Origin of the sequence: Streptomyces sp. CB01635, assembly GCF_002803065.1 — a bacterium.
Classification (GTDB): Bacteria; Actinomycetota; Actinomycetes; order Streptomycetales; family Streptomycetaceae; genus Streptomyces.
Genome location: NZ_NNBL01000044.1, coordinates 18,450 through 42,817 on the forward strand (window position 1 = coordinate 18,450; position 24,368 = coordinate 42,817).

Consider the following 24,368-nt stretch of genomic DNA (forward strand, 5'->3'; position numbering starts at 1 on the left):
GGTGTTCCCTTGCGATGCGGGAGCGGGTGGGGGTCAGGGACGGATGAGGGCCTTGAGGACCTGGCGGTCGGCCATGGCCCGGTAGGCGTCCGGCACCTGGTCGAGGGGGAATTCCTGGTCGAAGACGCGGCCGGGGGCGATCGAGCCGTCCAGGACGTCGGGCAACAGCTGCTCGATGTAGGCGCGGGCGGGGCTGGCGCCGCCTGTCAGGGTGATGTTGCGCATGAACTCGGCCGGGCCGATCGGCCCCTGCTCGTACTGCGGGACGCCCAGGCGGCTGATGGTGCCGCCGTCCAGGGCCGCGCCCAGGGCGGTGTCGAGGGCCTGGCGGGTGCCGACGGCCTCGATCACCTTGTCCACGCCGCCGGTCAGCTCGCGGATGCGGGCGATGCCCTCCTCCCCACGCTCGGCGACCACGTCGGTGGCGCCGAACTCCCGGCCCAGGCCGGTACGCGCTTCATGGCGGCCGGCGAGGACGATCCGCTCGGCCCCGAGCCGCTTCGCGGCGATCACGGCGCACAGGCCGACCGCGCCGTCACCGACGACCAGCACCGTGTCGCCTAGGCCGACGCCGGCGGTGACCGCGCCGTGGTGGCCGGTGGTCATCACGTCCGACAGCGCCAGCAGGGACGGGAGGAGCGCGGTGTCGGCGGCGACCGGCAGCTTGACCAGGGTGCCGCCCGCGTGGGGGACGCGGACGGCTTCGCCCTGACCGCCGTCGACACCGTCGAATCCGTACCGGCCACCGTCGCGGCACGAGATGTGCAGGCCCTTGGCGCAGTAGTCGCAGGTGTTGTCGCTGTACGTGAACGGGGCGACGACCAGGTCACCGGTCTTCAGGCCGGGCACGTCCGCGCCGGTCTCCTCGACGATGCCGAGAACCTCGTGGCCCATGGGCCGGCCCGTCTGGGTGGCGGGCATCGACTGGTACGGCCACAAGTCGCTGCCGCACACGCAGGCCGCGACGACGCGGACCACGGCGTCGGCGGGCTTCAGGATCTTCGGGTCGGGCCGGTCCTCGACGCGCACGTCGCCGGCTCCGTACATCACTGCTGCACGCATAAGAGGGACTACTCCAAAACGGGGGTCGTGCTGGGCGGTGGGGATGATCAGCGTTCGAGCATCTGCGCCTGGGCCTCGGTGTGGGTGTCACCGGCGGCGGGCGGCAGGCTGGAGAGCTGGTCGAGCTGCTCGGCGGTCAGGGTGACGGCGTCGGCGGCGGTGTTCTCCTCGACGCGGCTGACGCGCTTGGTGCCGGGGATCGGGGCGATGTCGTCGCCCTGGGCGAGCAGCCAGGCCAGGGCCACCTGCGCGGGCGTGGCGCCTACCTCGGCGGCCAGGGCCTTGACCTCGTCGGCGAGGGCGAGGTTGCGCCGGAAGTTCTCGCCCGTGAAGCGTGGGTTGTCGCGGCGGAAGTCATCCTCGTCGAACTGGTCGGTGGAGCGGACCGTGCCCGTCAGGAACCCGCGGCCCAGCGGGGAGAACGGCACCAGGCCGATGTTCAGCTCCCGCAGCACCGGCAGCACGCGCTCCTCGATGCCCCGCGTCCACAGGGAGTATTCCGACTGCACCGCGGTGACCGGCTGCACGGCGTGCGCGCGGCGGATGGTGTCCGGCCCGGCCTCTGAGAGGCCGAAGGCACGCACCTTGCCCGCGGCGATCAGCTCACCGACGGCGCCCGCGGTCTCCTCGATAGGGGTGTTCGGGTCGACGCGGTGCTGGTAGTACAGGTCGATGTGATCGGTACCCAGCCGCTTCAGAGAGCCCTCCACGGCGGTACGGATGTTGGCCGGACCGGAGTCCAGGTTCCAGGCACCCTCGCCGCCGTGCGAGACCAGGCCGAACTTCGTGGCCAGCACCACCTGGTCCCTGCGCCCCTTCAGCGCCTTCCCGAGCAGGTCCTCGTTGATATAGGGGCCGTAGATCTCGGCGGTGTCGATGAGCGTGACGCCCAGCTCCAGCGCGCGGCGCACCGCCCTGATCGACTCCGCGTCGTCGGTGCCGGAGCCGGTGTAGCCGTGAGACATCCCCATCGCTCCCAGACCGATCCGGGAAACCTCCAGGTCACGCAGGTTGATGTAACGCATGTCGTCCTCTCCGCATCGTGGCACCGCCCGGCTTCTTCACTCTCGCCCAGCCCGGCTGGTCGTGCCCGCGCCGGCCGTAGTCGGGCTGTCCGCGTCTTGCTCATTGAGCTTCGCCCGGATTGCTCCGGTGTGGCAGGGCGGGCTCTTCGGGGGTAATGACAGGGCCCCCCTCGCACCTGCGGACCAGGTCATGTGCGGGTGAGACTGGAGTCATGGCATCCGAGAGCGCGCACAGTGAAGGCGCCGAGCTGGGCCGCTACCTGCGTGCCCGCCGCACCCAGACCAGCCCCGAACACGTCGGACTCACCGTCGGCGCCGGCATCCGGCGCACCCCCGGCCTGCGCCGCGAGGAGCTGGCCACCCTCGCCGGCATCAGCATCGACTACTACGTGCGCATGGAGCGCGGCAAGGAGACCCGCCCCAGCCCCGCCGTCCTCGACTCGCTCGCCCGCGCCCTGCACATGGACGACCAGGAACACCAGCACCTGCGCGAGCTCGCGGCCCGGGCTGCCCGCTACGTCCCCGATCCGCCGCCTGCGCCCAGCCGTACCGTGCGCCCCCACCTCAAGCTGCTGCTGGAATCGCTCCGCCCGAACCCGGCGTACGTCATCAGCCGGAGCATGGACATGCTGGCGTGGAACCCCGGCGGACTCGCCCTGTACGCGGGCCTGGACGACTGGCCCGTCAAGCAACGCAACCTGGCCCGCTACCTCTTCCTCCACCCTGTTGCCCGGGATTTGTTTGCCGACTGGGACCGGCAGATCACCGCGTGCGTCGCCCGCCTGCGTGCCATCGCCGGCACCGCCCCCGACGCCCCCGACCTCACCCACCTCGTCGGCGAACTCCTCCTCAAAAGCCCCGATTTCGCGGGACTCTGGGAGCGCTACGAGGTGACCGGGCGCAAGCCCGCCCACAAGACGTTCCAGCACCCGCAGGTCGGAACAGTCACCCTCACGTCGCAGTCCCTGCACGTGGAAGGAACGCCTGGGCAGCGCATCGGCGTCTACACCGCCGAACCCGGCACCCCCGATCACGACGCCCTGCTCCTGCTCGACATGACCGCACCACAGTCAGCGCCACGCCCTGAGCCTGCTCCGGAAGCCACCGGGCAGCAGACCCGCCGGGACTGACTACACGAGGCTCATTCGGCGGGCTCCGCGGTGGTCCGGTGCCGGTCGGCCGCCCAGGAGGCGAGAATGCGCAGGCCGTCGTGCGTGGGGGAACCGACTTCGGCGGTCCAGACGACGAGCTGCTGGTCGGGGTCGGTGCTGGCGGTCAGGGTGTCCCAGTCCAGGGAGAGCTCGCCTGCGACCGGGTGGTTGAGGACCTTCGTGCCCACGCTGAGGGTGGCGACATGATGCGCGGCCCACCACTGGCGGAAGTCCTCGTCCTGAACGGACAACTCGCCGACCAGAGCGGTCAGACGAGGATCGTCCGGGCGTCCGCCGACGCCCCGCAGCATCACTGACCCACCTTCTTCTCACGCAGAAGCAACCCCTTTCTCATGAGCAAGGTCATCTTCGTCACCGGTGCCGGCCGCGGCCTGGGCACCGACATCGCCCGCCGGGCCCTGGCGACCGGCCACCAGGTCGTAGCCACGGGTCGCCGCCCCGAGACAGTCCTAGAAGCGCTGGGTGGCGAGCAGGACAACCTGCTGGTCACCGCCCTGGACATCACCAGCACAGACGCCGCCCGGGCAGGCGTCGACGCCGCCGTGACCCGGTTCGGCCGCATCGACGTACTGATCAACAACGCCGCCGCCTTCCAGGCCGGCTACTTCGAGGAGATCTCCGACGCCCAGATGCGGGCCCAGATCGAGACGAACCTGTTCGGCCCGATGAACATCACCCGCACCGTCCTGCCCGTCATGCGGGCCCAGCGCTCCGGGCACATCGTCACCATCTCCTCGATCGCAGGGTTGGTCGGCCAGGAATTCTGCGTCGCCTACGCCACCTCCAAGTTCGGCCTCGAGGGCTGGATGGAGTCTCTTCGCTACGACGTCGAGCCCTACGGCATCCGCACCACCATCGTCGAGCCCGGCTTCTTCCGCACCGAGCTGCTCGTGGACGCCTCCACCAGCTGGGCGGAGCTGTCCATCGACGACTACGCCGAGCGCACCAAGACCACCAAGGCGATGTGGCAGTCGATGAACGGTCAGCAGGCCGGCGACCCGGCCAAGCTCGCCGACGCCCTGCTGAAGGTCACCGACCTCAACGAGCCACCGCTGCGGTTCGTCGCGGGCGACGACGCCATCCCCACCGCCGAGGCCAAGGGCCAGGAGATCTCCACGCAGGCCACCGCCTCCCGCGCCCTGGGCAGCGACCTCGCCCACACCGACGCCGCCTGATCCAGGCCCCCCTACGCACCAAGGAGCACGTCATGGAATTCGTGAAGCCGCAGCCCACCGGCAAGGGCCCTGCAGACTGGTTCAACGGCGACGTCTGGTTCGACGTCATCCACGCCGGCACCGAGCCCTCCCGCATCCGCGCCAACATGGTGCGCTTCGCCCCCGGTGCCCGTACCGCCTGGCACCACCACGCCGTCGGCCAGACCCTGCACGTCGTCGCCGGCATCGCCCTCATCGGCACCCGCGACGGCACCGTGTACGCCGCCCACCCCGGCGAGACCGTCACCTGCCCGCCCGGCGAAGACCACTGGCACGGCGCCACCGAGGAGAACTTCATGCAGCACCTCGCACTGTGGGACGGCACCGCACCGGCCGACGACCGCCCGGAGACCACGTGGCTGGAGCACGTCACCGACACCCAGTACCACGCCACCCGCACCCGCAGCAGCCACTGACCTGCACCTGCCCGTACGCGAAGGAGCACCCGGTCGTGACAGCGACGATGACCGCCCTCTTCGGCGGCACCGGCCCACACGGGACCGCCAGGTACCCGTCCCCGACCCGGGCCCGTGGTGCGCGCACGTGGTCGCGCCGGTCGCGGAGACGGCCCACCGGCCGTCCATGTCGGTGCCGTCCGCGGTCGTCGTCACAGTGAGGCGGTAGCTGCGGTCACCCACGGGCGCACTCCGCTTCGCTGGGAGGGGCGGTGAGGAGTGCCGCGTCGACGCCGGCCTGTCGTACTAGTCGTGGGGCGTCTGCGGAGGTTGCTCTCTATGATCGCCGGATGCCTACGTCCTTCCTTTCCCACGGACCACGAGTGGCGATTCGGCGCGTCTGCGACCAGGACTACGAGGAGACCACCGCTCTGGCCCGGGCCAGCACCAAGTTGCACCATCCCTGGGTGCCCAGCCGCGGGAGCACCCGCCAAGAGTTCGCCTCATACATGGCTCGATTCGACCAACCCACCCACGATGGGTTCGTCGTCTGCCTGCGGCAGACAGGGGAGATCGTCGGCGGAGTCAACATCAACCACATCGTCAAGGGGCCGCTGCAGAGCGGGGCTTTGGGCTACGTCGCCTACGCCTCCACCACGGGCCGCGGCTACATGACTGAGGGACTGGATCTCGTTGTACGGTTTGCCTTCTCCGAACTGGGGTTGCACCGGCTGGAAGCCAACATCCAGCCTGCGAACACAGCCTCATTGAAGCTGGTTGAGCGCCTGGGGTTCCGCCGCGAGGGCTACTCTCCCGGCTTCCAGCTCATCGATGGGGTCTGGCAGGACCACGAGCGATGGGCGATAGCCGGCGACATGATGCCTCTGGCACCACACCCTCGGTATGAGGATGCTTCCGACGGCTTCTGAGTGAGTGGTTGAGGTCCTTGGCCCAAGTGCCGGTGGATGTCACGTAGTTGGCCAGACGGCGCCTGGCGGTCCACTCCTGAGAGCTGGCCCCCCGAACACCCAGGGATCACCGGCCTGCCCGAGGTACTGCACGACATCCAGACCGACGGCGAGTGGGCGATCGTCGTGACGTTCTCTCCGTCCTTCTTCGCCGAGAGGCCGTCCTCGTACCGCGTGACCAGCCAGGCTTCCAGGCCGCCGGCGACGACGGTGCGCCGCACCGGTCCTTCCTCCCGCAGCTGCCGGTACAACGGGCAGGGGTCCGCCACGAACGCCGGGTCAGCGTACGGCAAAAGGACCGGCTGCCGGCTCATCATGCTCCCGAAGTGCGTCTCATGCAGTTATATGTCCCAGTGTGGTCGATCCTGGGCCTTCACCGAAGGGAGCGGATGCGATGGAGCGTGCCACGTGCTGTGTGGTGGGCGGCGGCCCCGCCGGAATGGTCCTCGGCCTGCTGCTGGCCCGGGCCGGCGTCGAGGTCACGGTCCTGGAGAAGCACGGCGACTTCCTGCGCGACTTCCGCGGCGACACCGTGCATCCGTCCACCCTGGCGCTGCTGGACGACTTGGGCCTGGCCGAGCGGTTCGCCCGGCTGCCGCAGCGACGGGTGACGACGGTCCAGTTGCCGTTCGGCCCCGGCCGTTCGCTGGTTACCGTCGGAGACATCGGCGCGCTTCGGGGCACGTACAACTACATTGCGATGGTGCCGCAGTGGGACTTTCTCAACCTCCTGGCGGACGAGGCCCGGCGGGAGCCGTCCTTCTCCTTGCGGATGAGTACCGAGGTGACGTCCTTCCTGGTGGAGCGCGGGAGGGTCGCAGGGGTGCGGTACCGCACGTCCGACGGCCGTACCGGTGAGCTGCGGGCCACTCTGACGGTGGCCTGCGACGGCCGGAGCTCGCTGGCTCGGTCGCTGCCCGAACTGGGACTGCGGAGCTTCACCTGCCCGATGGACGCCTGGTGGTTCCGGCTGCCGCGGCGGGAGGGCGACCCGCACGGGCTCGTGGGAGGCGTCGGCGACGGGTTCCTCGCCCCCATGATCGACCGTGGAGACTACTGGCAGTGCGGCGCGCTGATCCCCAAGGGAGCCGACGCCCAGCGCCGCGCCGCCGGTCTCGAGAGGTTCATGGCCGATTTCGCGGCAGCCGTCCCGTGGCTCGCCGACCGGGTGGACACACTGCGGTCGTGGGATGAGGTGAAGCTGCTCGACGTACGGCTGGACCGCCTCAGGCGCTGGCACCGCCCGGGGCTGCTGTGCATCGGCGACGCGGCGCACGCGATGTCGCCGGTCTTCGGCATTGGCATCAACCTCGCCGTCGAGGACGCCGTGGCCGCCGCGCGGTATCTCGTCGAACCGCTGAGCAGGGGTGTGGTCGGCCTGCGGGACGTACGCAGCGTCCAGCGCCGCCGTTGGCCGACCGCGGCCGGGATGCAGGCGCTGCAACGGGTCGCCCATACGCGGGTCATCGAACCGCTGCTGGCGGGACGTCCGCCCTTCGGCGACCCCAGGCGGGCGCAGCGGGTGACCGAGCTACTCACCACATCGCGGTGGCTGAACCGGGTGCCGGCGTACTTTCTCGCCTACGGAGCCCTACGCGAGCGTCCGCCGACCGCGTCGATGCGGTGAGCTTGTCAGCTATGTAGCTCGGCGCAGTTTCGTTTCCGTCTTGTGGTGGGTGGCGGGGGCGTGTGTCTGGCCGGTAGCGAGGACGCGTCCGACGTCGTGACGTGGCGCCGAGTATCGGCGGCCGTACCAGGTCGGCGCAGACCGGTGAGAACGTACATCAGCCGGGTCCACGCCGAGAACTACGGCGTCTACGGAGTGCGGAAGGTCTGGCGGCGGCTGCATCGCGAGCGCATAGCGGTGGCCCGCTGCACGGTCGCCCGGCTGATGCGCGAGCTCGGTCTGGAAGGCGCCCGACGCGGCAAAAGGATCCGCACCACCGTGCGCGACGACGGGCATGAGCGGGCGACTGAGCTGCTCAGGCGCGACTTCACCGCTCGCTGCAACAGCCCGGTGTTGCAACGACTGGTTGAACTCGCCCAGTACACGTCTTTCGCGTTCACGGCGCACCTCCTCGAGGCCGTATCGACGCCTCGGTCGGCACCGTCGGTGATGCCCTGGACAATGCGCTCATGGAGTCCCAGATCGGCCTCCACAAAACGGAGCTGATCAAGCCCCGCCGGCCCTGGCACGGCCTCGCCGCCGTCGAACGCGGCACCGCGGAATAGGTCGACTGGTTCAACAACCACCGGCTCCACAGCGCGATCGGTGACGCGCCGCCCCACGAATACGAGACCAACCACTACGCTCAACTCCAGCCCCAACCGGCGGCTGGGGTCAACGCGTAGAGCCTCGACCGATCCCGGAGCGGTTCAGGGGGCGCCGCTGACGGCGGGCCCGACAATGAGAATCACGAAACCGAGCTTCATCGCGAGAGTCTCCTCGGGCAGGATCGTTCGCCAACATTGATATCCGACATCAGCGAGTCGGTGATCCATCAACCGTCGTCAGGGCGCACGGCGCCCTGTTCGCCGACTGCTCGACACCGGGGGCTCAGCCGGTAAATTCGTTGACGCCGAGGGCGAAGTCCCAGTGGCCAACCCCGTTGCCGGCGAGGCCCACCGTGACCAGGCCCACTCCTTCCAGCCAGTGCGCCATTTTCAGGCCGCCGACGTCCAGCGGGCACAGCCCGAGGCTCTCGATGAATGCCGCCACGCCCGCCTTGGCCTGCGCATTGTCGCCAGCGATGAAGACGTTGGGCCGGCCCTTCTCCAGGACATTACGGAAAATGGTGTTGAATGCCTTCACCACGCTGGTGCTGGCCGGGGCCACCTTGGCGACTTCCTGCGCGATCGAGGTCTCCTCGCTGTGGGCCAGTCCGTCGAACGTGGCGTTGAAGGGGTTGCTGATGTCGACGATGACCTTGCCCGCGAGGGCGTCTCCGTACTCGGCGACGACCGGAACGACACCGTCGTACAACAAGGCCGTGATGACGATGTCCCCGGCCGGGACGGCGCCCCACTTGCCCGTTGTCGCGCCGCCGCCCAGAGCCTTGGCCAGGTCATCGGCCTTGGACTGATCGCGTCCCATGACCTCGACGGTGTTGCCGCCCGCCACCGCGAGCGTGCCGATGGTACGGGCCATGTTCCCCGTACCGATGAGGGTAATGCTGCTCATGAGGTGTGCTCTCTTCCTGTTCTCGAGGTGTTGCTCTGTCTCGTTCGTGCCGGGTCAGGCGCAGGGCGTCGGCCGCGACGTTTCTGGGTCAACTGCCGCGCCTTTCCCGGCACCTCCGGCTCGTCAGCACGCGAATTCGGCGCCCGCGCAACACTTCGGCGTGTTGAGGATGTCCGCGTTCGAGATCAGTTCGTTGTGGCGACTGGGTTGTTGTGGGGTGTGCCCGCGGCATTCCTGGTGTGTGGTTCAGATGGCGGTGGTGCCGCCGTCGGTGACCAGTTCCAGGCCGTTGACGTAGCTGGAGTCGTCGGAGGCGAGGAACAGGGCGACGGTGGCGATTTCTTCGGGGCGGCCCATCTTTCCGCGGGGGATGAGGGACTCGAATGCGGCCTTGGTTGCCTCGTCGAACAGTTCTTCCTGTTTGGCGGTGGCGACCTGGCCGGGGGTCAGGACGTTGACCCGGATCTTGCGGTCGCGCAGTTCGTTGAGCCAGGTGCGGGCCCAGGCCTGCTGGACGGCTTTGCTTCCCGCGTAGAGGCTCCAGCCGGGGAAGGCGCCGAGGGAGGCGTTGGACCCGGTCATGAAGATCGAGCCGTTGTCGTTGATCAGCGGCAGTGCCTTCTGCACGGTGAACAGGGTGCCGCGCGCGTTGAGCCAGAAGGCGCGGTGGAACTGTTCCTCGGTGATCTCGCCGAGGACGGCGGGTTCGCCCATCCCGGCGCTGGCCCACAGCACGTCGATCGAGCCCTTTTCCCGCTTGACGGTGTCGTACAAGCGGTCCAGGTCGTCCAGTTCGGCTGCGTCACCCTGGACGGCGGTGACGTTGCGGCCGATCAGCTTGACGGCGTCGTCAAGTGCTTCCTGCCGCCGGGCCTGGATGAAGACGTGCGCTCCTTCCTCGACGAACAGTTTGGCGCCGGCCAGTGCCATGCCGGTGGATCCGCCGGTGATCACCGCTACCTTGCCATCGAGCTTTCCCACGATCACTCCATTGAATTGATGGGTATCCGAAACAGTGTGCTCATTCTGGGCCTGGGCCCTGTTATCAAGTTCCGAAGCGAATTCTCGTGCCGAATTCGCTTCGGCCCAGATAGGTACCTATTCAGGTTGCCATTGGCCTGAGTGGGTGTCCAAGACTTCTTTTAGGCGTGGTGATACCCTGAAGGCATCACCGGACTGGGAGACGCCATGGATCTGGACCTGCGCAAATTGCGTTACTTCGCCGCCGTGGCCGACCAGTTGCACTTCGGCCGCGCCGCCGATGAGCTACATATCGCGCAGCCGGTGCTCAGTCGGCAGATCCGCGCGCTCGAGCAGGATCTCGGCGCCTCGCTGTTCACCAGGGATCGCCACGGCGTAGCGCTGACCGACGCGGGCCGACAGCTGCTGGCCGACGCCGGTCCGCTGCTCGCTTCCGCGCACGCGGTCCGCCGCCGGGTGTCCGTGGCAGCCCGTGGCAGCCGGCGGCTGATGGTCGGTTTCCGGGCCGGCATCCCGGTCATCCCGGCGGCGCGGGCGTTCGAGGCCCGGCACCCGGACGTGGTCGTGGACGTGCAGCGGATCGAAGGGGACGACCAGGCTGCGATGCTGCTCGACGGCCGCATCGACGTCGGCTATGTGCGGCTGCCCATCGATGAGGCCGGCCTGCGCGTCACCCCGCTGTACACCGAGCCGCGGGTGGCGGTGCTGCCCGCCGGCCACCGGTTGGCCGGCAAGGAGGAGGTCACCGAGGCCGACCTGGCCGGCGAACCGCTGGTCTGGCATGCCGACCCGAGCACGCAGCCCACCAGGCGCCGGCACCCTAACGCCGGGTACCTGGTGCGCGGGGTGGACGAGACCCTCGAGCATGTCGCGGCCGGCCGGGGCATCTCGTTCCTGGCCCGTTCGGCGTCCGTGTTCTACTCACATCCGGAAGTCATCTATGTGCCCATCCCGGATCTGGCGCCCGACCAGGTGTGCCTCGCGACGGCGGCATCGCGCACCTCGCCAGTGGTCGATGACTTCTTCACCGCGGCTCAGGCGACGGCCGAGATCACGGCAGAATGTGGGAACTATGAAATGTGGCAGCTTGGAAGCAAGCGCGGTTGAGTAGTCCGACTGACAACAGCAAGGCCAAAGGGGGTACGCGGCCACAGCAATGGCGACGGCATTGAGCTCGGGGGCGGAGGCGATGTTGACGCACAGTGAGAATCGACATCGCCGTGCGGCCGCATCCAGGATGACGAAAATCATGATCTGGTTGAAGTCGTCAAAGGTATTCTCGATCAATTCCGCGAGACACTTCCACTCTTCGATCTCAATTCTCAATCTCACCGAGCATGCGAATTCAAGCAGTGGCAGGACAAGATCGTCACCTTTGGCTGGGCCTTCACCATGGACGGCTCTGCCTCGCAGCTGGCCGGCAAGAAGGCCGTCGTCGCCGTCACCGCCGGTGTCCCCGCCGACCACTACACCCCCAAAAGCTCGAACCAGGCCACCATCGAGACGCTTCTCAGCAACTGGCACGCCACCGTGCGGCTGTGCCAGTTCGACATCCAGCCGATGGTCAAGCTGTACGGCACCCCTGTGGCCTCTCCGAAAACGACCTGGCCACCGCCGCCAAGCAGTACAACGAGCTGCTTGCCTCCTTCGCAGCCTGACCGCACTCTCACGACGACAGCCGCCCTCGCCGATCGCGACGCCGCGGTGATGGGTCTGCAAGTCTCCGGTCGCTTCGCCGGATCGGCGCCAAGCGACCGGAGATCTGTATTGGCGGCGGCCGTGTCGTGAAACAGCGACCGCTCGTCGCCACGCGCCGTCGGCTCGGTGGATCTGGGTTGCAGTGTGAGCCCGTCCGCCGGACCCGGCTCCTGATCCCCACCGGGGTTCGGTCTTCGTATCGGGGCAGTTGGCCAGGACGGCTTTGAGCTGGAGCCGGTCGTTTTCAGGTAGGGCGTCGGGGTGTGTGAGGATCCAGCGAGTGACGGCGCGGGCCGATGGCGGCCGGGGGCCGACCGGTTGTGGTTTGCCGCGAAGGGTCCTGCTGACGTAGTCACGGACGCCGCCGTAGCCGCGGGGATAGCCCTGTTCCCTGATCTCCTCCCACGGTTTCCAGGCGTTGGTGCAGCCTTCCTGCCAACGCTGATCGAGGTAGGGCTTGTAGTCATCGAGCCTGGTCGCACGGCTTTGCCGCTGCCCGGTGAACATCTCCTCCGCAGTGGCAGCACGGGAGAAATGCAAGATCGTGTTGAGGGTCATCCCGTGCTGCCGGGCGACGGACCGCTTGCTGTGCCCGGCGGTGAGGAGAGCGTGGATGGTGGCGTGCTTGGCGCGGGTGCGTTCGGCGAACCGGTGCCCTGTCGGCCAGGGCGACGCACATGGCTCCGCCTCTTCCTGTAGCTCCTCAGGTTGGGCCGGCGTAGGGCGCAAGCAGCCACGGTGCCGGTAGACGCACTTCTCGGCGGCTTCGCCCAGGTTGTGCCAGAGATTCCATCGGTCGGCGACCTGGAGAGGCTGCGGGGCGCCGCGGGTGGAACCTTCGGCGAAGAAGGGCGCCCGGTCACGGCAGACGATCTCGATGCCGGGTCGCTCGGCGAGTCAGACCGCGAGGGTTCGCCTCCCGATCGGGAAGGAGGTCGACCGGGTGACGTGTCTCGACGTCGACGAGCACGGCTCCGTAGACACGGCCCTTGCGCTGGGCGTACTCGTCCACGCCGACCACCCGGGGTACTGCGGTGGCGGGGCCCGGAAGCGAGGCGATCAGCCTCAACAGGGTGTTCCGGCTGACCGGAATCTTGAAGGCGTCCGTCATCCGGGCGCCGGCCCGGCCCGCGAGCGCAAGACCGACCCACACCAGCGTCGACCGCAGCCGCTCGGTCCGTCGCCCGAACCTGTGGGTGAGACCGGGTAGTTGCTCGGCGAAGGTCATGGGCTCGCAGGATTCCTCCCCGCAGACCTCCCCGCAGACGAACCTCCGCACCCGCAACGACACCACGACGAACTTGCCCGCCGTCGGCAGATCACGAGGAAAACGCAGGTACGAGCCGTGTATTCGCCCCGACCAGCACCCGCACCCCGGACAGGCCGCCCGCCCTGCGGTCGTACGGGTCTCGACCCGCACGACCGCGCCGATCACCTCGACCGATTCCACCAACACGCCCTCGACCGAGGAAAACAGCAGCTCGTTCAACTGCGGCAGCACTTCGTTCACGGCGAAGGACAGTCGACCACACCACCATCCAGCCAGGCGATTTTCGGGCGACCTCTAGTGGTCGTAGGCGGTCAGCGCGCGCATGACTGGCTGGCCGCGCATGAACCTGGCTCCACTCCCCTTGGAATCGATCACCTAGGGAACCGGGAGGCGCTCTACCGGCGGACCGCCGAGATCAGTCCGCCGGGCCGCTCCTCGCGCTGCGGCGGGGTGCTGATCGGGCGGCCGTAGGCGGCAGCGCGCTCGCGCAGGGTGTGGCTGTCTGCCTCCCAGCCGTGCCCGACCAGCCAGCCCACCGGGTCGTCGGGCATCTCCGAGATCCACATGGACGCCGCCGATCCCGGCGTGGCGTCCGCGCCGAAGCGCTCGATGACGCCGCGCGAGCCCAATGTCAGCCCCATCCGACTGCCTGCCGCCGACTGCGTGCTGATCCGGGCCAACAGTAGCTCCACCGCGTCCTCGGGCAGATAGATCAGCAGTCCTTCGGCGATCCACGCGGTCGGCACCGCCGGGTCGTGCCCTGCGGCGGCCAGCGCGCCCGGCCAGTCCTCACGCAGATCCACCGCGACGGTGATCCGCTCGCAGCGTGCGACGGCCCGCTCCTGGCGCAGCACCGAAGCCTTGAAGTCCAGTGGCGCGGCGGTGTCGACCTCGAACAGCCGGGTGCCCTCGGGCCAGTCCATCCGGAAGGCCCGGCTGTCCATGCCGGCGCCGAGCAGCACGACCTGCCGGACCCCGGACGCGGAGGCCTGCTGCAACAGGTCGTCGAGGAACTTCGTCCTGATGACGATGGAGAACGACACGGCCAGCCGACGGCGTCGCGCGGCCTCGTCATCGGGCGGCGGCGAGGAGGGCCACAGGCCGCCGGCGGTGGCGAAGGCCTGTGCCAGTGGGTCGCGGAACAACGCGTTCTCCCGCTCGGTCTCCAGCGCCCGCACCCTGGCCACCCCTACCGCCGTGGCCCACACTCCTGACGGCTGCACCCACTCCTGCTCATCAGTCACCGCGCCAGCCTAGATGATCGATTCCAAGGGGCCTGATGAGGGGAGCCAGGTTCATGCGTGGCCAGCCAGTCATGTGCGCACTGACCGCCTATGACCACTAGATCCACCATTAGGCGAAGAACAGCAGTCACCCTGTGCACGCGACCACACGAAGTGGGCCAGAGCCGTCTCGGTGTACGGCGAGTGTCCCCCAAGGCGAGGTGGGCAGTTAGCACCGCAACTTCGAGGGGCAGCAGCGGAGAGAGAACTGCCGCGCCCCGCGACGTGAAACTCGTGTCGATCACCTCAAGATTTCCGCACGGTGTCCTGCCGGCGGACACCGCCTCTTCCGACCTGCCGTCGTAGTGCACCTTCACGGTGTCCGTGCTCTCGTCACCCGCAGGTCGGCCGGAGCACTCGACGTAGCTTCTCCCTCGGCCCCCGCCTTCGGACCGGCACTGAGAAAGACGGACCCGGACTTCGTCTCCGGCCAGTCAAAGCCGCACGAGACCCAGAGCCCCGGACCAGGCGGTCGCCCCCATACACAGCAAGGCGATCACGCTCCAGGCGGCAGGTGCCCCCCACCCCTTGCGCGTCGTGGAGTCAGCATGGCGCACCAGGATCAGAAGCAGGTACACAGCTGCGGACGTTCCTCCGGACGCAGCATCTCAACGCACAACAGCCGTCCCCGCAGCGCGAACAAGCGGTGCGGGGACGGCTGTTCTTGCGTCAGCGCAGTTTGTTCACCGCGGTGACCGTCGTCTTCTTGAAGGCGGCCACCCGGGCGTCGGCGAAGGAGCCCATCTGCCCCCACTGGACGACGGTGACGACGTTCCCGTCACGGCCGACCGAGAACAGACTGATGTCGGACGCGCCCCACGTCGTCGTCGTGTGCACCCCGTACACATACGCGCCTTCCTCCACGGCGAGGCGCCCGTAGTACTTCTGCTTCGCGCTGGTCTCGGGATCCTGCTCCATCACCTTCTTCGCGCACCCGGCGAGGTCCTTGCGCAGCAGCGCTGCGAATGCCTTGGCGCGCACGACACTGCGCTCGACGACCGTCACCTGCAGCGCGCCGGTGTCGTAGTCGGTGCGGTACGTGCGGTGCACCGAGGTCGACGGCAGTGCCTCGCCCACACACATGGGCAGCGGGTCCGGCTGCCCGGCCGTGACCGGGCCGGCGAACCAGGCGGACGCCGGGTGCGGCGGCAACTCGGACGGTGCCAAAAAGCGCGGGGTACCGGCCGCGGCGGCCGGTGTCGTCAGCGCGGCGGCGCCCGACGCGGCAGCCACCAGGGCGGCCAGGGCCGGCAGTACCCGGCGCATCCGGGTGCGTGTACGGATCAGCATGGTCAGTTCCCCCGTGTCGTCGTCTTCGCTGGTCTGCGGGGCGATCGCCCTCACCGCATACGACCCGCGGCGCTGCCCACCCGTTGTCCGCGCCCGTGTCACAGCTTTGTCACCGGCGGCCGGGCATGGGTCACCCGGCTGCTTTTCGAAGGCGGGCGCGGTTGAGGACCCCGACGAAGGTGGTGCGCCGCGAGGTCTGTCGCGCGACGGAGAGGACTGCGCCGGTGGCCGTCAGGAAGGAGACTGCCGTCATCACCGTGCGCGCGTACCGGCACAACAGACTCTGTGGCAGGGGTGCTTGGCCCTGCGTGGCGATGCGGGTTTCCTCGCTGAGCTGCTGATGGCCGAGTGCGAGGACCGCGACCGCCGCCGGGCCGAACGCCGTATCCGTGCCGCGCATCTTCCCCGTGAGAAGTCCCTGCGCGACTTTGACTACCGTGCGAACCCCAACGTCGATCTGGCCGTCATCCACAACCTCGCTACCTGCGACTGGATTGCCAAGGGCTACCCGCTGTGTCTGATCGGGGACTCAGGCACCGGAAAGTCGCACCTGCTCATCGGCGTGGGAACTGCGGCCGCCATGGCTGGCTACCGTCCGCTGCACCACCACCACCACCACCACCGCCGGGCCGGGTGAATGAGCTCGTCGAAGCCGCCGAAGACAAGGGGCTTGGCAAGACCATCGCCCATCGGCCGCTACGTGTTCGGTAGCGCTGAAAGCCCGTCCGTGAACCCCCTCTCGTGGTGTCAGTGGAGCGGTTGACGTAAGGAAAACGATGCGGGCAGATGCGGGCTCTGCCCACAGCAGAAGCCTCTTGGCGTGATCGGGCCACGCTGATTGAGTTCCGCCATGGAGCGCATGGAGATCCTGGTTCTCGGCGGCACGGCTTGGCTGGGGCGTGAAGTGTCCCGGCAGGCCCTCGACCGCGGCCACCACGTGACGTGCCTGGCTCGTGGCGACAGCGGGCCCGTGGCGGAAGGCGCGCGCCTGGTAGCCGCAGATCGGCGCAACCCCGCCGCGTACGCGTCCCTGCCCAGCCGGAAATGGGACGCTGTGCTTGAGGTGTCCTGGCAGCCCGGCTTCGTACGGAACGCAGTTGCGGCCCTGGGCGCGCGGGCACGTCACTGGATCTACGTCTCCTCGGTCAGCGCATACGCCTCCCACGGCGAGCCCGGCGCGGGCGAGTCCGCCGCCCTGCTGCCCGCCACAAACCACGAAGAGGTCGACCGTGACAGGTACGGCGAGGCCAAGTCCGCCTGCGAAACGCTCACCCAGACGGCCCTGGCCGACCGCCTCCTGATCGCACGCGCCGGACTCATCGGCGGGCCCGGAGACCACAGCGACCGCTCCGGCTACTGGGTCGCCCGGGCAGCCCGTGCCCCCCAGGCGCCGCTACTTGTCCCCGACACCCCGAAAGCCCCGACGCAGACCATCGACGTGCGCGACCTGGCGGCCTGGCTCCTCGGCGCTGCAGAACACCGAGTCACAGGCACGTACAACGCGGTCGGCCCGGCTATGCCCTTCGCCGAGTGGATCGAGCTGTCCCGCAGCGTCGGCGGACACACCGGACCGGTCATCACGGTGGCGTCCCAGCAGCTCCTCGCACACGGAGTGGGCCAGTACATGGGCCCCGACTCACTGCCCATGTGGGTGGTCGAACCAGGATGGGAGGGCTGGGCGGCGCGCGACGGATCTGCCGCCACTACCGCGGGCCTGCGCCACCGCTCCCGCATCGACCTCCTTGCCGACACACTGCGATGGGAACGCGAGCAGGGACTGCATCGGCCACGCCGCGCGGGACTCGCCCGGGACAGAGAGCGTGAACTCTTGGCGTCCTTCGGATAAGAACCCGTCCTTAGACCGTGTCCCATGCGGCCATCGTGCCACCACCGTCGCACCACAGAAGATGCCGGTCCCGCGCTGGGACAGCTTCCTGCGCGACGCTTTCGGCAGCGACGACAAGGGACGCGAGGCCACCCGCTTCCTACACCTGCTGCTCGGCTAATCGGGCTATTCCATTACCGGCGACGTCGGCGCACAGATCCTGCCGTTCCTCTACGGCTCCGGTGCCTACGGCAAGTCCGTCCTGCTCGAAGTGACGATGCAGGGGCTTTCTCGCTCAGTCTTCAGTGACGCGGATGATCGTCTTGCCGGGGGTGCGCTTGTCCGGCGTGAACGCGGAGGCTGCCTCGGCGAGCGGCCGGACGGCGCCGACGATCGGCTTGAGGCGGCCGTCCCGCAGCCGCTGGGCGAGGCCGGCCAGGCGGGCCCGGTCGGGTTCGACGACGAAGAAGACGGCTCGCCCGTCGCGGGGGTGGACGGTGACCGGTTCGGCGATGGTGACCAGGGTGCCGCCGGGGCGGACCAGTGCGGTGGAGCGTTCGAGGATCTCGCCGCCGATCACGTCGAACACCACGTCGACCTCGCCGATGTCCTCCAGCTTCTCGGCCTGGAGGTCGACGAAGGCCTCCGCGCCCAGGCCGAGGGCGGTGTCGCGGTCGCCGGCCCGGCCGGTGCCGATCACCCGGGCGCCGACCTCGCGGGCCAGCTGCACGGCGATGGAGCCGACGCCGCCCGCGGCGCCGTGGATGAGTACGCTCTGGCCGGTGACCAGGTGTGCGTGGTCGAACAGGGCCTGCCAGGCGGTGAGCCCGGAGATCGGCAGCGCGGCGGCCGTGACGTGGTCGACATCGGCCGGAAGCGGGGCGAGGTTGCGGGCCTCGACCGCCGTGTACTGGGCCAGCGAGCCGTTGCGGGCCCAGTCGGTCAGACCGAACACACGCTGCCCGACCGTCAGGCCGGTGGTGCCGTAGCCGAGTTCGGTGACCACACCGGACAGCTCGTGGCCGGGCACGCTCGGGGTCCGGTCACGACCGGCCCGGTCGCTCCAGGTGCCCGGCCAGTCCAGCTCGCCCGGGGTGAACCCGGCGGCGTGGACCTCCACGATCACGTCGTTCTCGGCGGCGTGCGGGTAGGGCAGCTCGGAGAGGCTCAGGCCGCTGACACCGGCGTCGCGGTCCTGGACGGTGATGGCTTGCATGAGGGGTTCCTCTGAATAGGGGGACGTTCAGGGAGCAGACATCGCGCCTGGTGGGTGCAGGCATCGGCCCTGCAGGAGGCCGCCCGCCCACCATGACCAATCCCAGCGCCGTCTGCCCCTGTCCGCCACCGCACACAGCGGCGGACGAAGGACAGCTGACAGGCGCCGTTGTAGTCACGCTCCAACCCTAGGAGGAAAGCAGCCCAAACATCTGGGCCACTTATACCCCCTTTCAGCGGGCCATTTGCTGACTCCGGTTACCCACAGCCACGCACGCTCTCGCCACACACACCAGGGCGCCTCTGTGGATCACGGCGCTATCAGTCGCGCCCACCAAAGAGGACGCCGTCGCCCTGGGCGACCTGCTGCCAGATCCAGGCTGCAACGCCAAGCAGATCGCCGAGCTGTCTGGCAGAGTGCGCCCCGCCCGGACGAGCGCTTCGGGAGCAAAGGCATGCCGGCACGGCCCGGCCTCGGACTGCACGCTGACACCGTCTTTATGGTGGCGTCGGACAAGCTGGTCGCACTGCGCCCGCCGGCCATCGCGGGTTGAGAATCCGCTCGGCGGCCATGGCGGCGAGCGCCGCCAGGCCTACCGCCTCGCGGTGACAACAGCCGTAGGCTGGCGCCCTCAAGCCTCGCCGACGGGCTGTAACACCCCGGGTGTTACAGCCCGTCCTTGACCGGACAGCCCGGCCGTCGCAAGTCAGTGGGACTGCGACGGGGGCCACTGACCGCGGGACAGGTCGTGGTCGAGCAGTCGGTCGCTGACATCGCCCTTGTAGAAGAGGTCCGAGCCGAACTCGTCACCGAAGTGCTCCGCCAGCAAGGACGAGAACAGCAGGGCGGCTGACTGTGGCCGGTGGTTCATGACCAGCTGACTGGTCTCGCCTGCCTCGTTGAAGTACACGACGACGAAGTTGTAAATCTCGATTCCACCCGGACGGTAGGTCTCGCTGCCACGGATGGTGGAGCGGTAGTCCTCCAGGAAGAGCTCGCCGCGCTTGCCGAAGAAGCGGAAGTCCTGGAAAGCGTAGTTGCTTCGAGCGAAGCTCAGCAGCTTCCCTACCTTTTCCTTGCCGATCACTTCACCGTTGGCGAAATTGCCCTGGAGGACGACGTCGGCGGCGAGACTATCGAGCCACTCCGGGTAGTAGTCCAGGTGCGGCGCCTGGTTGTTCAGCTTGCCGGTGGGCTCGTTCGGTGTGGTCATGGCAGTCGTCTCCTCGTTCCTAGATTTGATTCGGCGTGTTTCCGAGCTCGGGACGTCCGGAGGTTTTGGAATTCACTGTCGCGGCGCACCTTCGGGCTGGCCAAACGCGGCTCCCCTCGTCCGAACAAGAAATTCTCGTTCGAATCAGGGAGATGGAGATGTCGTCGGGGGGATATCGAGCGCCTCGGCGACCAGCCTGTTGATCGTGGCGGTCACCTTGTGCTTGTCCTCCAGTTACGATGTGCCCGCCAGCAAGTATTCCTGCTTCGAGCAGTTCCTCCGATGAAAATAATCGTTGACCGTAACGGTCGCTGTCCAACGAAAGTCAGAGACTGCACTTATCTCACTGAGAGATAAGTGGGGGGGCTCTCTGAGGGATACTGGGAGGGTGGAACTGCGCCAGCTCGAGCATTTCGTCGCCGTCGCCGAGGAAGCGAACTTCACCCGTGCCGCCGCACGGCTGCACGTCGTCCAGTCCGCGGTCTCCACCACGATCAAGAACCTCGAGCGAGAACTCGGCACGCCGCTGCTGGAACGCACCACCAAACGCGTGCTGCTCACCGATGCAGGTGCTGCCCTGCTCCCGCGCGCCCATGCCGCTCTCAATGCGGCCCGGGAGGCCGCAGACGCGGTGGCCGAGGTCCGCGGAGGACTGCGCGGCACCCTGCGGCTGGGCACGATGACCACGGTGGGGCTCATCGACTTTCCTGCGCTCCTCAGTGAATTCCACCGGCGTCATCCCGGTGTGCTCCTGCAGACCAGCGCCGCCGCCTCCGGCTCCCGGGGCCTGATCGACGCCCTCCTCGAACGGCGGCTCGACCTCGCCTTCGTCTCCCTGCCCGGACCGCACCCGACGGGCATCACGCTGACCGACCTCGTCACTTCGGTGCTCGACCTCGTCGTGCCGGCCGACCATCCGCTCGCGAAACGTCGCACCGTGCCGATCACCGAACTAGCCGGCCTGGACTTCGTCGACTTCCCTGTGAGCTATGGCATCCGGACCGTTGCCGATCAGGCCTTCGCTGCCGCCTCCGTGACCCGTCGCGTCGCCCTCGAGATCACCGACGTCCCCACCGGCGTGGCCTACGTCCGCAACGGCCTGGGCGTGGCGCTGTTGCCACGGCCTGCCCTCGCCAAGGCGGAAGACGTCGCCACACTGACCATCGACGACGCCGACCTGGACTGGCCGTTTTCCCTGGCCGTTCCGTCCGAGCGCACGCCCAGTCGTGCGGCACGTGCCCTGATCGCGATAACGCACGAGTTCCTCATCTGGCGAGGATGAGCATCGCCTCGGAGTGGTTCAGACCGGGTTTTGTAGTCGCGCATGGTTGACCTTGTGGACGATCCGGATGTCTTGCGAGCGCGTAGAGATGGGGTATGCCGACTGACGGTGACAGTAGCCCTCGGGCTGCCCGCCCCGGCCCTCCAGCCAGGACGGCGTGGGCAGCAAGGGCCGGATGGCCGCCCATTCCGCGTCCGTCATGTCCGACGGATACAGGCGTTCCCGGTCGGGATGGTCGGCCGCATTTCCGTACACATGCGCGAGGCAATCACACGATGGAGCAGCCGAGTTGAACTGGACCGGCTCGGACACGTACAACAAGGACACCAGGGCCTCCCGGCACTGCTCGGTCAGATTCGCATCCCCGAGCTACCGAGAGGCCCTGTCTTCATCCGCGTACAACGGGAAGATCACCCGGGCGGGAAGCCTGTTCGAACCGCACGTTCCATGATCGGTTGAGATAAGGCTTCTCACCGCAACCATCGCCAGACACGGCCACGCGGTCGGGAGGGCGGCTGGGGTGCGGGCTGGGTGGCGCGGGGTGCCGTCGGTCCGAGGGAGCCGTCGGGCGTGAGCGGGACGTCCGGGTGGGACGAGATGACACGGATCCATGCGACACGGACGGCCGACACTTCGTCGTCACGGGCACCGAGGGCGGTCACGAGCCGCTCAAGGGCGGCCCAGCGCGCGGGGAGGCTGGCGCCGTTGAACCAGCGCTCCACGATGGTGTCGGCTCTCGCCTGGTCGTTGGGGTCTAAGGGCCACTCCGACGAGAACACCGCATGGGCCATCCGCGTTTCGGTCCACGTGCCGTCCGCCCGCTGCCGCAGCACGCGCAGTTGAGCGCCGAATTCCAGCGGCCCTGAGACCGACGCCAGGGCTTGTACGAGGGGAGACTGAAGACCGCCGGGGCTGATGGCGACCGTGCTGCCGGGTCCGGCGTCCTGGATGGGCGGACGGTCGGAGGTTTCTGGAGCTCCTGGGCCCCTCTGGAGGCGGCTGAGGTACGTCTGGACCTGCTGTGCCGTCTGTGGGCGCCGGTCGGGGACGCGATCCAGGAGTTCGGTGACGAGCGCAGTCAAAGCGGGCGGAAGACCGGGGCGGATCGTGTCGGGTCGCGGTGCGTCCTCGGCCAGCTTGCGCTGGAGTACCTCCATGAACCCGTCCCCGGTGAACGGTGGTTGGCCGGTCAGCATCGCGAACAGGACTCCGCCGAGCGCGTACAGGTCGGAGCGTTCATCGCCGCGCTCGGCCAGGAACTGTTCCGGTGCGGCGTATTCGGCGGTACCGGCCGGGGCCAACACGGTGGTTCGTGCCAGGGGCAAGGGAGTCTGATTGAATCCGGCGATCCCGAAGTCGACCACCTTGACCTGTCCGTCAGCGGTGAGCATCACGTTGTGGGGCTTGATGTCGTAGTGGACGACTCCGGCGCGATGTGCGGCGACCAGCGCTGCACAGATCCCGTCGGCGATGGCAAGTGCGCGGGCGGGGTCCAGGCGGCCGTCGTGAAGGATGACGTCGCCGAGGCTGGAGCCCTCGACCTTCTCCAGAACGATGTAGTGCACGTTGCCCTGGACACCACGTTCGTAGAGGGCAGCTACGTTCGGGTGGTTGATCTGCGCAGCGGCCACCGCCTCGCGTTCGAACCGCTTGGGCAGGTCAGAATGGGTTCCCTGGTTGAGGATGAGCAGTTTGAGCGCGACGTTGCGATGCAGGTCGTGGTCCCGCCCGGCCCACACCTCGCCCATGCCACCGCTGCCGAGCCGCTTGACCAGCTCGTACCGGTCGGCGATCCTCCCGCCGCGTTCCATCGCCCTGTTACCCCCGCGTCAACGCTGAAATGGCATCGCCCGAGTATGCGTGACAGGTCAGGAACACCGCTATCTCGTACGAGAGTTGCTCCGGACCCAGGGCTGGGGCTGACTTGGCCTCAGAATGTATCTCAACCGAACGTGATCTTTTGATTCTCCCTGGTCAGGCATGGTTTCGGGCGGGGTGAGGGAGAGTTCCGACGTTCTGTTCCGATTGTTCGGTGAGGGGCGCGCGATGGCGTCGGTGCTGGGGTTGTTGGAGGCACGGGAAGCGGCTGCTCGTGTACGGGTCGAAGATCTGCGGGAGGTGGCAGCTCGGGCGGCTGCCGTGCTGGAGGCCGCGGAGATCGAGCTGGACCGGCGGGTGATCGCGCGGGAAGAACTTGTCGAGGCGCTGGCCGTGTCCTCTGACGAGGCCACCGCCGTGACAGAGGCAGAGGCAGAATCCGTGCCCGCGCCCGCGCCGTTGCCGGGAACGGCGGTGCCGTCCTGGTAAGAAGGGCTGCCTGCGACTGTTCTCGCGCCGGACTACCAGCGGGTCCTGGGCATGTTGGCGAACCGGTCGGGCCAAGAGTCGGCACGAGCCAAGGAGATCGCGGTGGTTCTGGGGCTGGAGCCGACGCCGGCGAAAGTGGGGGGACATGGATGGTCCCGCCGCCGGCGGCCGCGGCGCCTCCGATCGCGATCACGGGTGCGAGGTAGTCAGTGGAGCCGGTGAGCACGAGAGCGATGACCTGATGGGCGTCGTGGGTTTTTCAGTGTTGTGACGCCATGGGTTTTCACTGCTGGTTGTGGGTTGTGGGGTGTGGGCGGGGGTTTTGGGGGTGGGGGAGTGGTATCAGGTGTCGTTTCCGTGGTGAAGTCCGGTGTCGTTTCCCGGTGTTGTTTTGATGCCGCCTCTGTAGGCAGGCTGGGCTGGGTTGTGCTGGCGTAGCGGTATGGCCTGCGGGTTGTGGTGGGAACGGTGGGTGGTTCAGCCGTTCGTGTGGGGTGGTTCAGCGGGTCGGATTGGTGGGCCAACGGCATGGACGGGCCTTCGCCTTGAGGCGTTCGGGCGGCCGGGGGTGGGGATGCCGGACGGATGATGCCACGGGCTGTGGGACGTGAAGCGGCAACGGTTCAGCCGATGGCGCCGGATAGCCGTGGAGAAGAACAGCGTCACCATCGCGTCCAACGAGTCCTTCGGCGACTGGACCAAGACCTTCACCGATCCCCGACTCTGCGCGGCCATCGTCGACCGCCTCACCTTCAACGGCACCATCATCGAAACCGGCACCGACTCCTACCGTCTCGCCAGCACACGAGCTCGCGCCGAAGAGCAAGCCAAGGCCATCTGATATCCGACGCTCCTGTCTCAACGTTCGTTGCTCTCACGTGGGCGGCGAGCCGTCATGCTGGTGCATCCACCGACGCTCTGGCGACTACCTGCTGTCGGAAGAAAGACATAAAGGTACGGCGCCGAGCACCTGCAGCTGTCAACAA

At 68.2% G+C, this 24,368-nt stretch carries 21 protein-coding genes and 5 pseudogenes; 14 read left to right on the forward strand and 12 right to left on the reverse strand.

Annotated features, from left to right (window positions below):
* Positions 1-33 precede the first annotated feature (33 nt).
* Entirely contained in the window at positions 34-1,062 is a 1,029-nt protein-coding gene (locus tag CG723_RS43860) for a zinc-binding dehydrogenase (protein WP_199842121.1), read from the reverse strand.
* A gap of 47 nt (positions 1,063-1,109) precedes the next feature.
* Positions 1,110-2,087 carry an aldo/keto reductase gene (locus CG723_RS43865; protein WP_100599163.1) on the reverse strand — a complete coding sequence of 326 codons (978 nt, stop codon included), beginning with the start codon at positions 2,085-2,087 and terminating at the stop codon, positions 1,110-1,112.
* Between the two features lie 212 nt (positions 2,088-2,299).
* On the opposite strand from CG723_RS43865, the gene CG723_RS43870 reads away from it, so the two are divergent.
* Positions 2,300-3,217 carry a helix-turn-helix transcriptional regulator gene (locus CG723_RS43870; protein ID WP_100599164.1) on the forward strand — a complete coding sequence of 306 codons (918 nt, stop codon included), beginning with the start codon at positions 2,300-2,302 and terminating at the stop codon, positions 3,215-3,217.
* 11 nt (positions 3,218-3,228) lie between these two features.
* On the opposite strand, the gene CG723_RS43875 is transcribed toward CG723_RS43870, so the two are convergent.
* Positions 3,229-3,549, reverse strand: a complete 321-nt coding sequence (locus CG723_RS43875; RefSeq protein ID WP_267893776.1) for an MmyB family transcriptional regulator — start codon at positions 3,547-3,549, stop codon at positions 3,229-3,231.
* 42 nt (positions 3,550-3,591) lie between these two features.
* On the opposite strand from CG723_RS43875, the gene CG723_RS43880 reads away from it, so the two are divergent.
* The 5 genes and pseudogenes from CG723_RS43880 to CG723_RS49460 form a co-directional block, all read left to right on the forward strand.
* Positions 3,592-4,434 (forward strand): SDR family oxidoreductase, encoded by an 843-nt coding sequence (locus CG723_RS43880; protein ID WP_100599165.1) that lies wholly within the window; start codon positions 3,592-3,594, stop codon positions 4,432-4,434.
* A 32-nt stretch (positions 4,435-4,466) separates the two neighbouring features.
* On the forward strand, positions 4,467-4,889 hold the full coding sequence (locus CG723_RS43885; protein ID WP_100599166.1) for a (R)-mandelonitrile lyase: 423 nt from the start codon (positions 4,467-4,469) through the stop codon (positions 4,887-4,889).
* A gap of 329 nt (positions 4,890-5,218) precedes the next feature.
* Positions 5,219-5,797, forward strand: a complete 579-nt coding sequence (locus tag CG723_RS43890; RefSeq protein WP_100599167.1) for a GNAT family N-acetyltransferase — start codon at positions 5,219-5,221, stop codon at positions 5,795-5,797.
* A gap of 433 nt (positions 5,798-6,230) precedes the next feature.
* Complete coding sequence (locus CG723_RS43900) at positions 6,231-7,463, forward strand: FAD-dependent oxidoreductase (protein WP_100599168.1); 1,233 nt, start codon at positions 6,231-6,233, stop codon at positions 7,461-7,463.
* A gap of 153 nt (positions 7,464-7,616) precedes the next feature.
* Positions 7,617-7,791 (forward strand): annotated as a pseudogene (locus tag CG723_RS49460) (IS3 family transposase); the annotation flags it as partial.
* Positions 7,792-8,393: 602 nt separating this feature from the next.
* On the opposite strand, the gene CG723_RS43910 reads toward CG723_RS49460, so the two are convergent.
* Together CG723_RS43910 and CG723_RS43915 are read right to left on the reverse strand one after the other, a co-directional pair.
* A complete protein-coding gene (locus CG723_RS43910; protein ID WP_100599170.1) occupies positions 8,394-9,017 on the reverse strand; it encodes an NADPH-dependent F420 reductase in 624 nt (207 codons plus the stop codon).
* Between the two features lie 246 nt (positions 9,018-9,263).
* Positions 9,264-9,998 carry an SDR family NAD(P)-dependent oxidoreductase gene (locus CG723_RS43915; protein WP_100599190.1) on the reverse strand — a complete coding sequence of 245 codons (735 nt, stop codon included), beginning with the start codon at positions 9,996-9,998 and terminating at the stop codon, positions 9,264-9,266.
* Between the two features lie 207 nt (positions 9,999-10,205).
* Here CG723_RS43915 and CG723_RS43920 point away from each other — a divergent pair, with 207 nt between their 5' ends.
* Together CG723_RS43920 and CG723_RS43925 are read left to right on the forward strand one after the other, a co-directional pair.
* Complete coding sequence (locus tag CG723_RS43920; protein ID WP_100599171.1) at positions 10,206-11,105, forward strand: LysR family transcriptional regulator; 900 nt, start codon at positions 10,206-10,208, stop codon at positions 11,103-11,105.
* A 285-nt stretch (positions 11,106-11,390) separates the two neighbouring features.
* Positions 11,391-11,786: an NAD(P)H-dependent oxidoreductase gene (locus tag CG723_RS43925; RefSeq protein WP_234374849.1), complete on the forward strand. Its 396-nt coding sequence runs from the start codon at positions 11,391-11,393 to the stop codon at positions 11,784-11,786.
* 769 nt (positions 11,787-12,555) lie between these two features.
* On the opposite strand, the gene CG723_RS43930 is transcribed toward CG723_RS43925, so the two are convergent.
* The 3 genes from CG723_RS43930 to CG723_RS43940 form a co-directional block, all read right to left on the reverse strand.
* Positions 12,556-13,206 carry a transposase family protein gene (locus CG723_RS43930; protein WP_159032694.1) on the reverse strand — a complete coding sequence of 217 codons (651 nt, stop codon included), beginning with the start codon at positions 13,204-13,206 and terminating at the stop codon, positions 12,556-12,558.
* A gap of 155 nt (positions 13,207-13,361) precedes the next feature.
* Entirely contained in the window at positions 13,362-14,174 is an 813-nt protein-coding gene (locus CG723_RS43935; protein WP_199842122.1) for a class I SAM-dependent methyltransferase, read from the reverse strand.
* A gap of 744 nt (positions 14,175-14,918) precedes the next feature.
* Complete coding sequence (locus CG723_RS43940) at positions 14,919-15,539, reverse strand: hypothetical protein (RefSeq protein WP_100599191.1); 621 nt, start codon at positions 15,537-15,539, stop codon at positions 14,919-14,921.
* A 319-nt stretch (positions 15,540-15,858) separates the two neighbouring features.
* Here CG723_RS43940 and CG723_RS43950 point away from each other — a divergent pair.
* From CG723_RS43950 to CG723_RS43960, 3 genes and pseudogenes are all read left to right on the forward strand, one after another.
* Positions 15,859-16,226 (forward strand): annotated as a pseudogene (locus CG723_RS43950) (ATP-binding protein); the annotation flags it as partial.
* Between the two features lie 172 nt (positions 16,227-16,398).
* Positions 16,399-17,385 carry an NAD-dependent epimerase/dehydratase family protein gene (locus tag CG723_RS43955; RefSeq protein ID WP_100599192.1) on the forward strand — a complete coding sequence of 329 codons (987 nt, stop codon included), beginning with the start codon at positions 16,399-16,401 and terminating at the stop codon, positions 17,383-17,385.
* 34 nt (positions 17,386-17,419) lie between these two features.
* Positions 17,420-17,647: pseudogene (locus tag CG723_RS43960) on the forward strand (DNA primase); the annotation flags it as partial.
* A 12-nt stretch (positions 17,648-17,659) separates the two neighbouring features.
* On the opposite strand, the gene CG723_RS43965 reads toward CG723_RS43960, so the two are convergent.
* Together CG723_RS43965 and CG723_RS43970 are read right to left on the reverse strand one after the other, a co-directional pair.
* Positions 17,660-18,580, reverse strand: coding sequence for an NADP-dependent oxidoreductase (locus CG723_RS43965; RefSeq protein ID WP_100599175.1), 921 nt, complete (start codon positions 18,578-18,580; stop codon positions 17,660-17,662).
* Positions 18,581-19,286: 706 nt separating this feature from the next.
* Complete coding sequence (locus CG723_RS43970) at positions 19,287-19,793, reverse strand: hypothetical protein (protein ID WP_100599176.1); 507 nt, start codon at positions 19,791-19,793, stop codon at positions 19,287-19,289.
* Between the two features lie 388 nt (positions 19,794-20,181).
* Between CG723_RS43970 and CG723_RS43975 the strand changes: the two genes are divergently transcribed.
* On the forward strand, positions 20,182-21,075 hold the full coding sequence (locus CG723_RS43975) for a LysR family transcriptional regulator (RefSeq protein ID WP_100599177.1): 894 nt from the start codon (positions 20,182-20,184) through the stop codon (positions 21,073-21,075).
* Positions 21,076-21,177: 102 nt separating this feature from the next.
* Here CG723_RS43975 and CG723_RS43980 read toward each other — a convergent pair.
* Together CG723_RS43980 and CG723_RS43985 are read right to left on the reverse strand one after the other, a co-directional pair.
* Positions 21,178-21,330 (reverse strand): annotated as a pseudogene (locus tag CG723_RS43980) (transposase); the annotation flags it as partial.
* 215 nt (positions 21,331-21,545) lie between these two features.
* On the reverse strand, positions 21,546-22,886 hold the full coding sequence (locus tag CG723_RS43985) for a serine/threonine-protein kinase (RefSeq protein WP_100599178.1): 1,341 nt from the start codon (positions 22,884-22,886) through the stop codon (positions 21,546-21,548).
* A gap of 235 nt (positions 22,887-23,121) precedes the next feature.
* Here CG723_RS43985 and CG723_RS48445 point away from each other — a divergent pair, with 235 nt between their 5' ends.
* Together CG723_RS48445 and CG723_RS43995 are read left to right on the forward strand one after the other, a co-directional pair.
* Positions 23,122-23,382: a hypothetical protein gene (locus CG723_RS48445; RefSeq protein WP_234374850.1), complete on the forward strand. Its 261-nt coding sequence runs from the start codon at positions 23,122-23,124 to the stop codon at positions 23,380-23,382.
* Between the two features lie 649 nt (positions 23,383-24,031).
* Positions 24,032-24,223 (forward strand): annotated as a pseudogene (locus tag CG723_RS43995) (ATP-binding protein); the annotation flags it as partial.
* Positions 24,224-24,368 lie beyond the last annotated feature (145 nt).

Bases quoted from the DNA above. Each gene is read 5' to 3' on its own strand.
- CG723_RS43900 (WP_100599168.1), top strand. From the start codon at position 6,231: ATGGAGCGTGCCACGTGCTGTGTGGTGGGCGGCGGCCCCGCCGGAATG.
- CG723_RS43875 (WP_267893776.1), bottom strand. From the start codon at position 3,549: ATGCTGCGGGGCGTCGGCGGACGCCCGGACGATCCTCGTCTGACCGCT.
- CG723_RS43925 (WP_234374849.1), top strand. From the start codon at position 11,391: ATGGACGGCTCTGCCTCGCAGCTGGCCGGCAAGAAGGCCGTCGTCGCC.
- CG723_RS43880 (WP_100599165.1), top strand. From the start codon at position 3,592: ATGAGCAAGGTCATCTTCGTCACCGGTGCCGGCCGCGGCCTGGGCACC.
- CG723_RS43885 (WP_100599166.1), top strand. From the start codon at position 4,467: ATGGAATTCGTGAAGCCGCAGCCCACCGGCAAGGGCCCTGCAGACTGG.
- CG723_RS43965 (WP_100599175.1), bottom strand. From the start codon at position 18,580: ATGCAAGCCATCACCGTCCAGGACCGCGACGCCGGTGTCAGCGGCCTG.
- CG723_RS43910 (WP_100599170.1), bottom strand. From the start codon at position 9,017: ATGAGCAGCATTACCCTCATCGGTACGGGGAACATGGCCCGTACCATC.
- CG723_RS43870 (WP_100599164.1), top strand. From the start codon at position 2,300: ATGGCATCCGAGAGCGCGCACAGTGAAGGCGCCGAGCTGGGCCGCTAC.
- CG723_RS43970 (WP_100599176.1), bottom strand. From the start codon at position 19,793: ATGACCACACCGAACGAGCCCACCGGCAAGCTGAACAACCAGGCGCCG.
- CG723_RS43865 (WP_100599163.1), bottom strand. From the start codon at position 2,087: ATGCGTTACATCAACCTGCGTGACCTGGAGGTTTCCCGGATCGGTCTG.
- CG723_RS43985 (WP_100599178.1), bottom strand. From the start codon at position 22,886: ATGGAACGCGGCGGGAGGATCGCCGACCGGTACGAGCTGGTCAAGCGG.
- CG723_RS43940 (WP_100599191.1), bottom strand. From the start codon at position 15,539: ATGCTGATCCGTACACGCACCCGGATGCGCCGGGTACTGCCGGCCCTG.
- CG723_RS43920 (WP_100599171.1), top strand. From the start codon at position 10,206: ATGGATCTGGACCTGCGCAAATTGCGTTACTTCGCCGCCGTGGCCGAC.
- CG723_RS48445 (WP_234374850.1), top strand. From the start codon at position 23,122: ATGGCGTCGGTGCTGGGGTTGTTGGAGGCACGGGAAGCGGCTGCTCGT.
- CG723_RS43860 (WP_199842121.1), bottom strand. From the start codon at position 1,062: ATGCGTGCAGCAGTGATGTACGGAGCCGGCGACGTGCGCGTCGAGGAC.
- CG723_RS43955 (WP_100599192.1), top strand. From the start codon at position 16,399: ATGGAGATCCTGGTTCTCGGCGGCACGGCTTGGCTGGGGCGTGAAGTG.
- CG723_RS43890 (WP_100599167.1), top strand. From the start codon at position 5,219: ATGCCTACGTCCTTCCTTTCCCACGGACCACGAGTGGCGATTCGGCGC.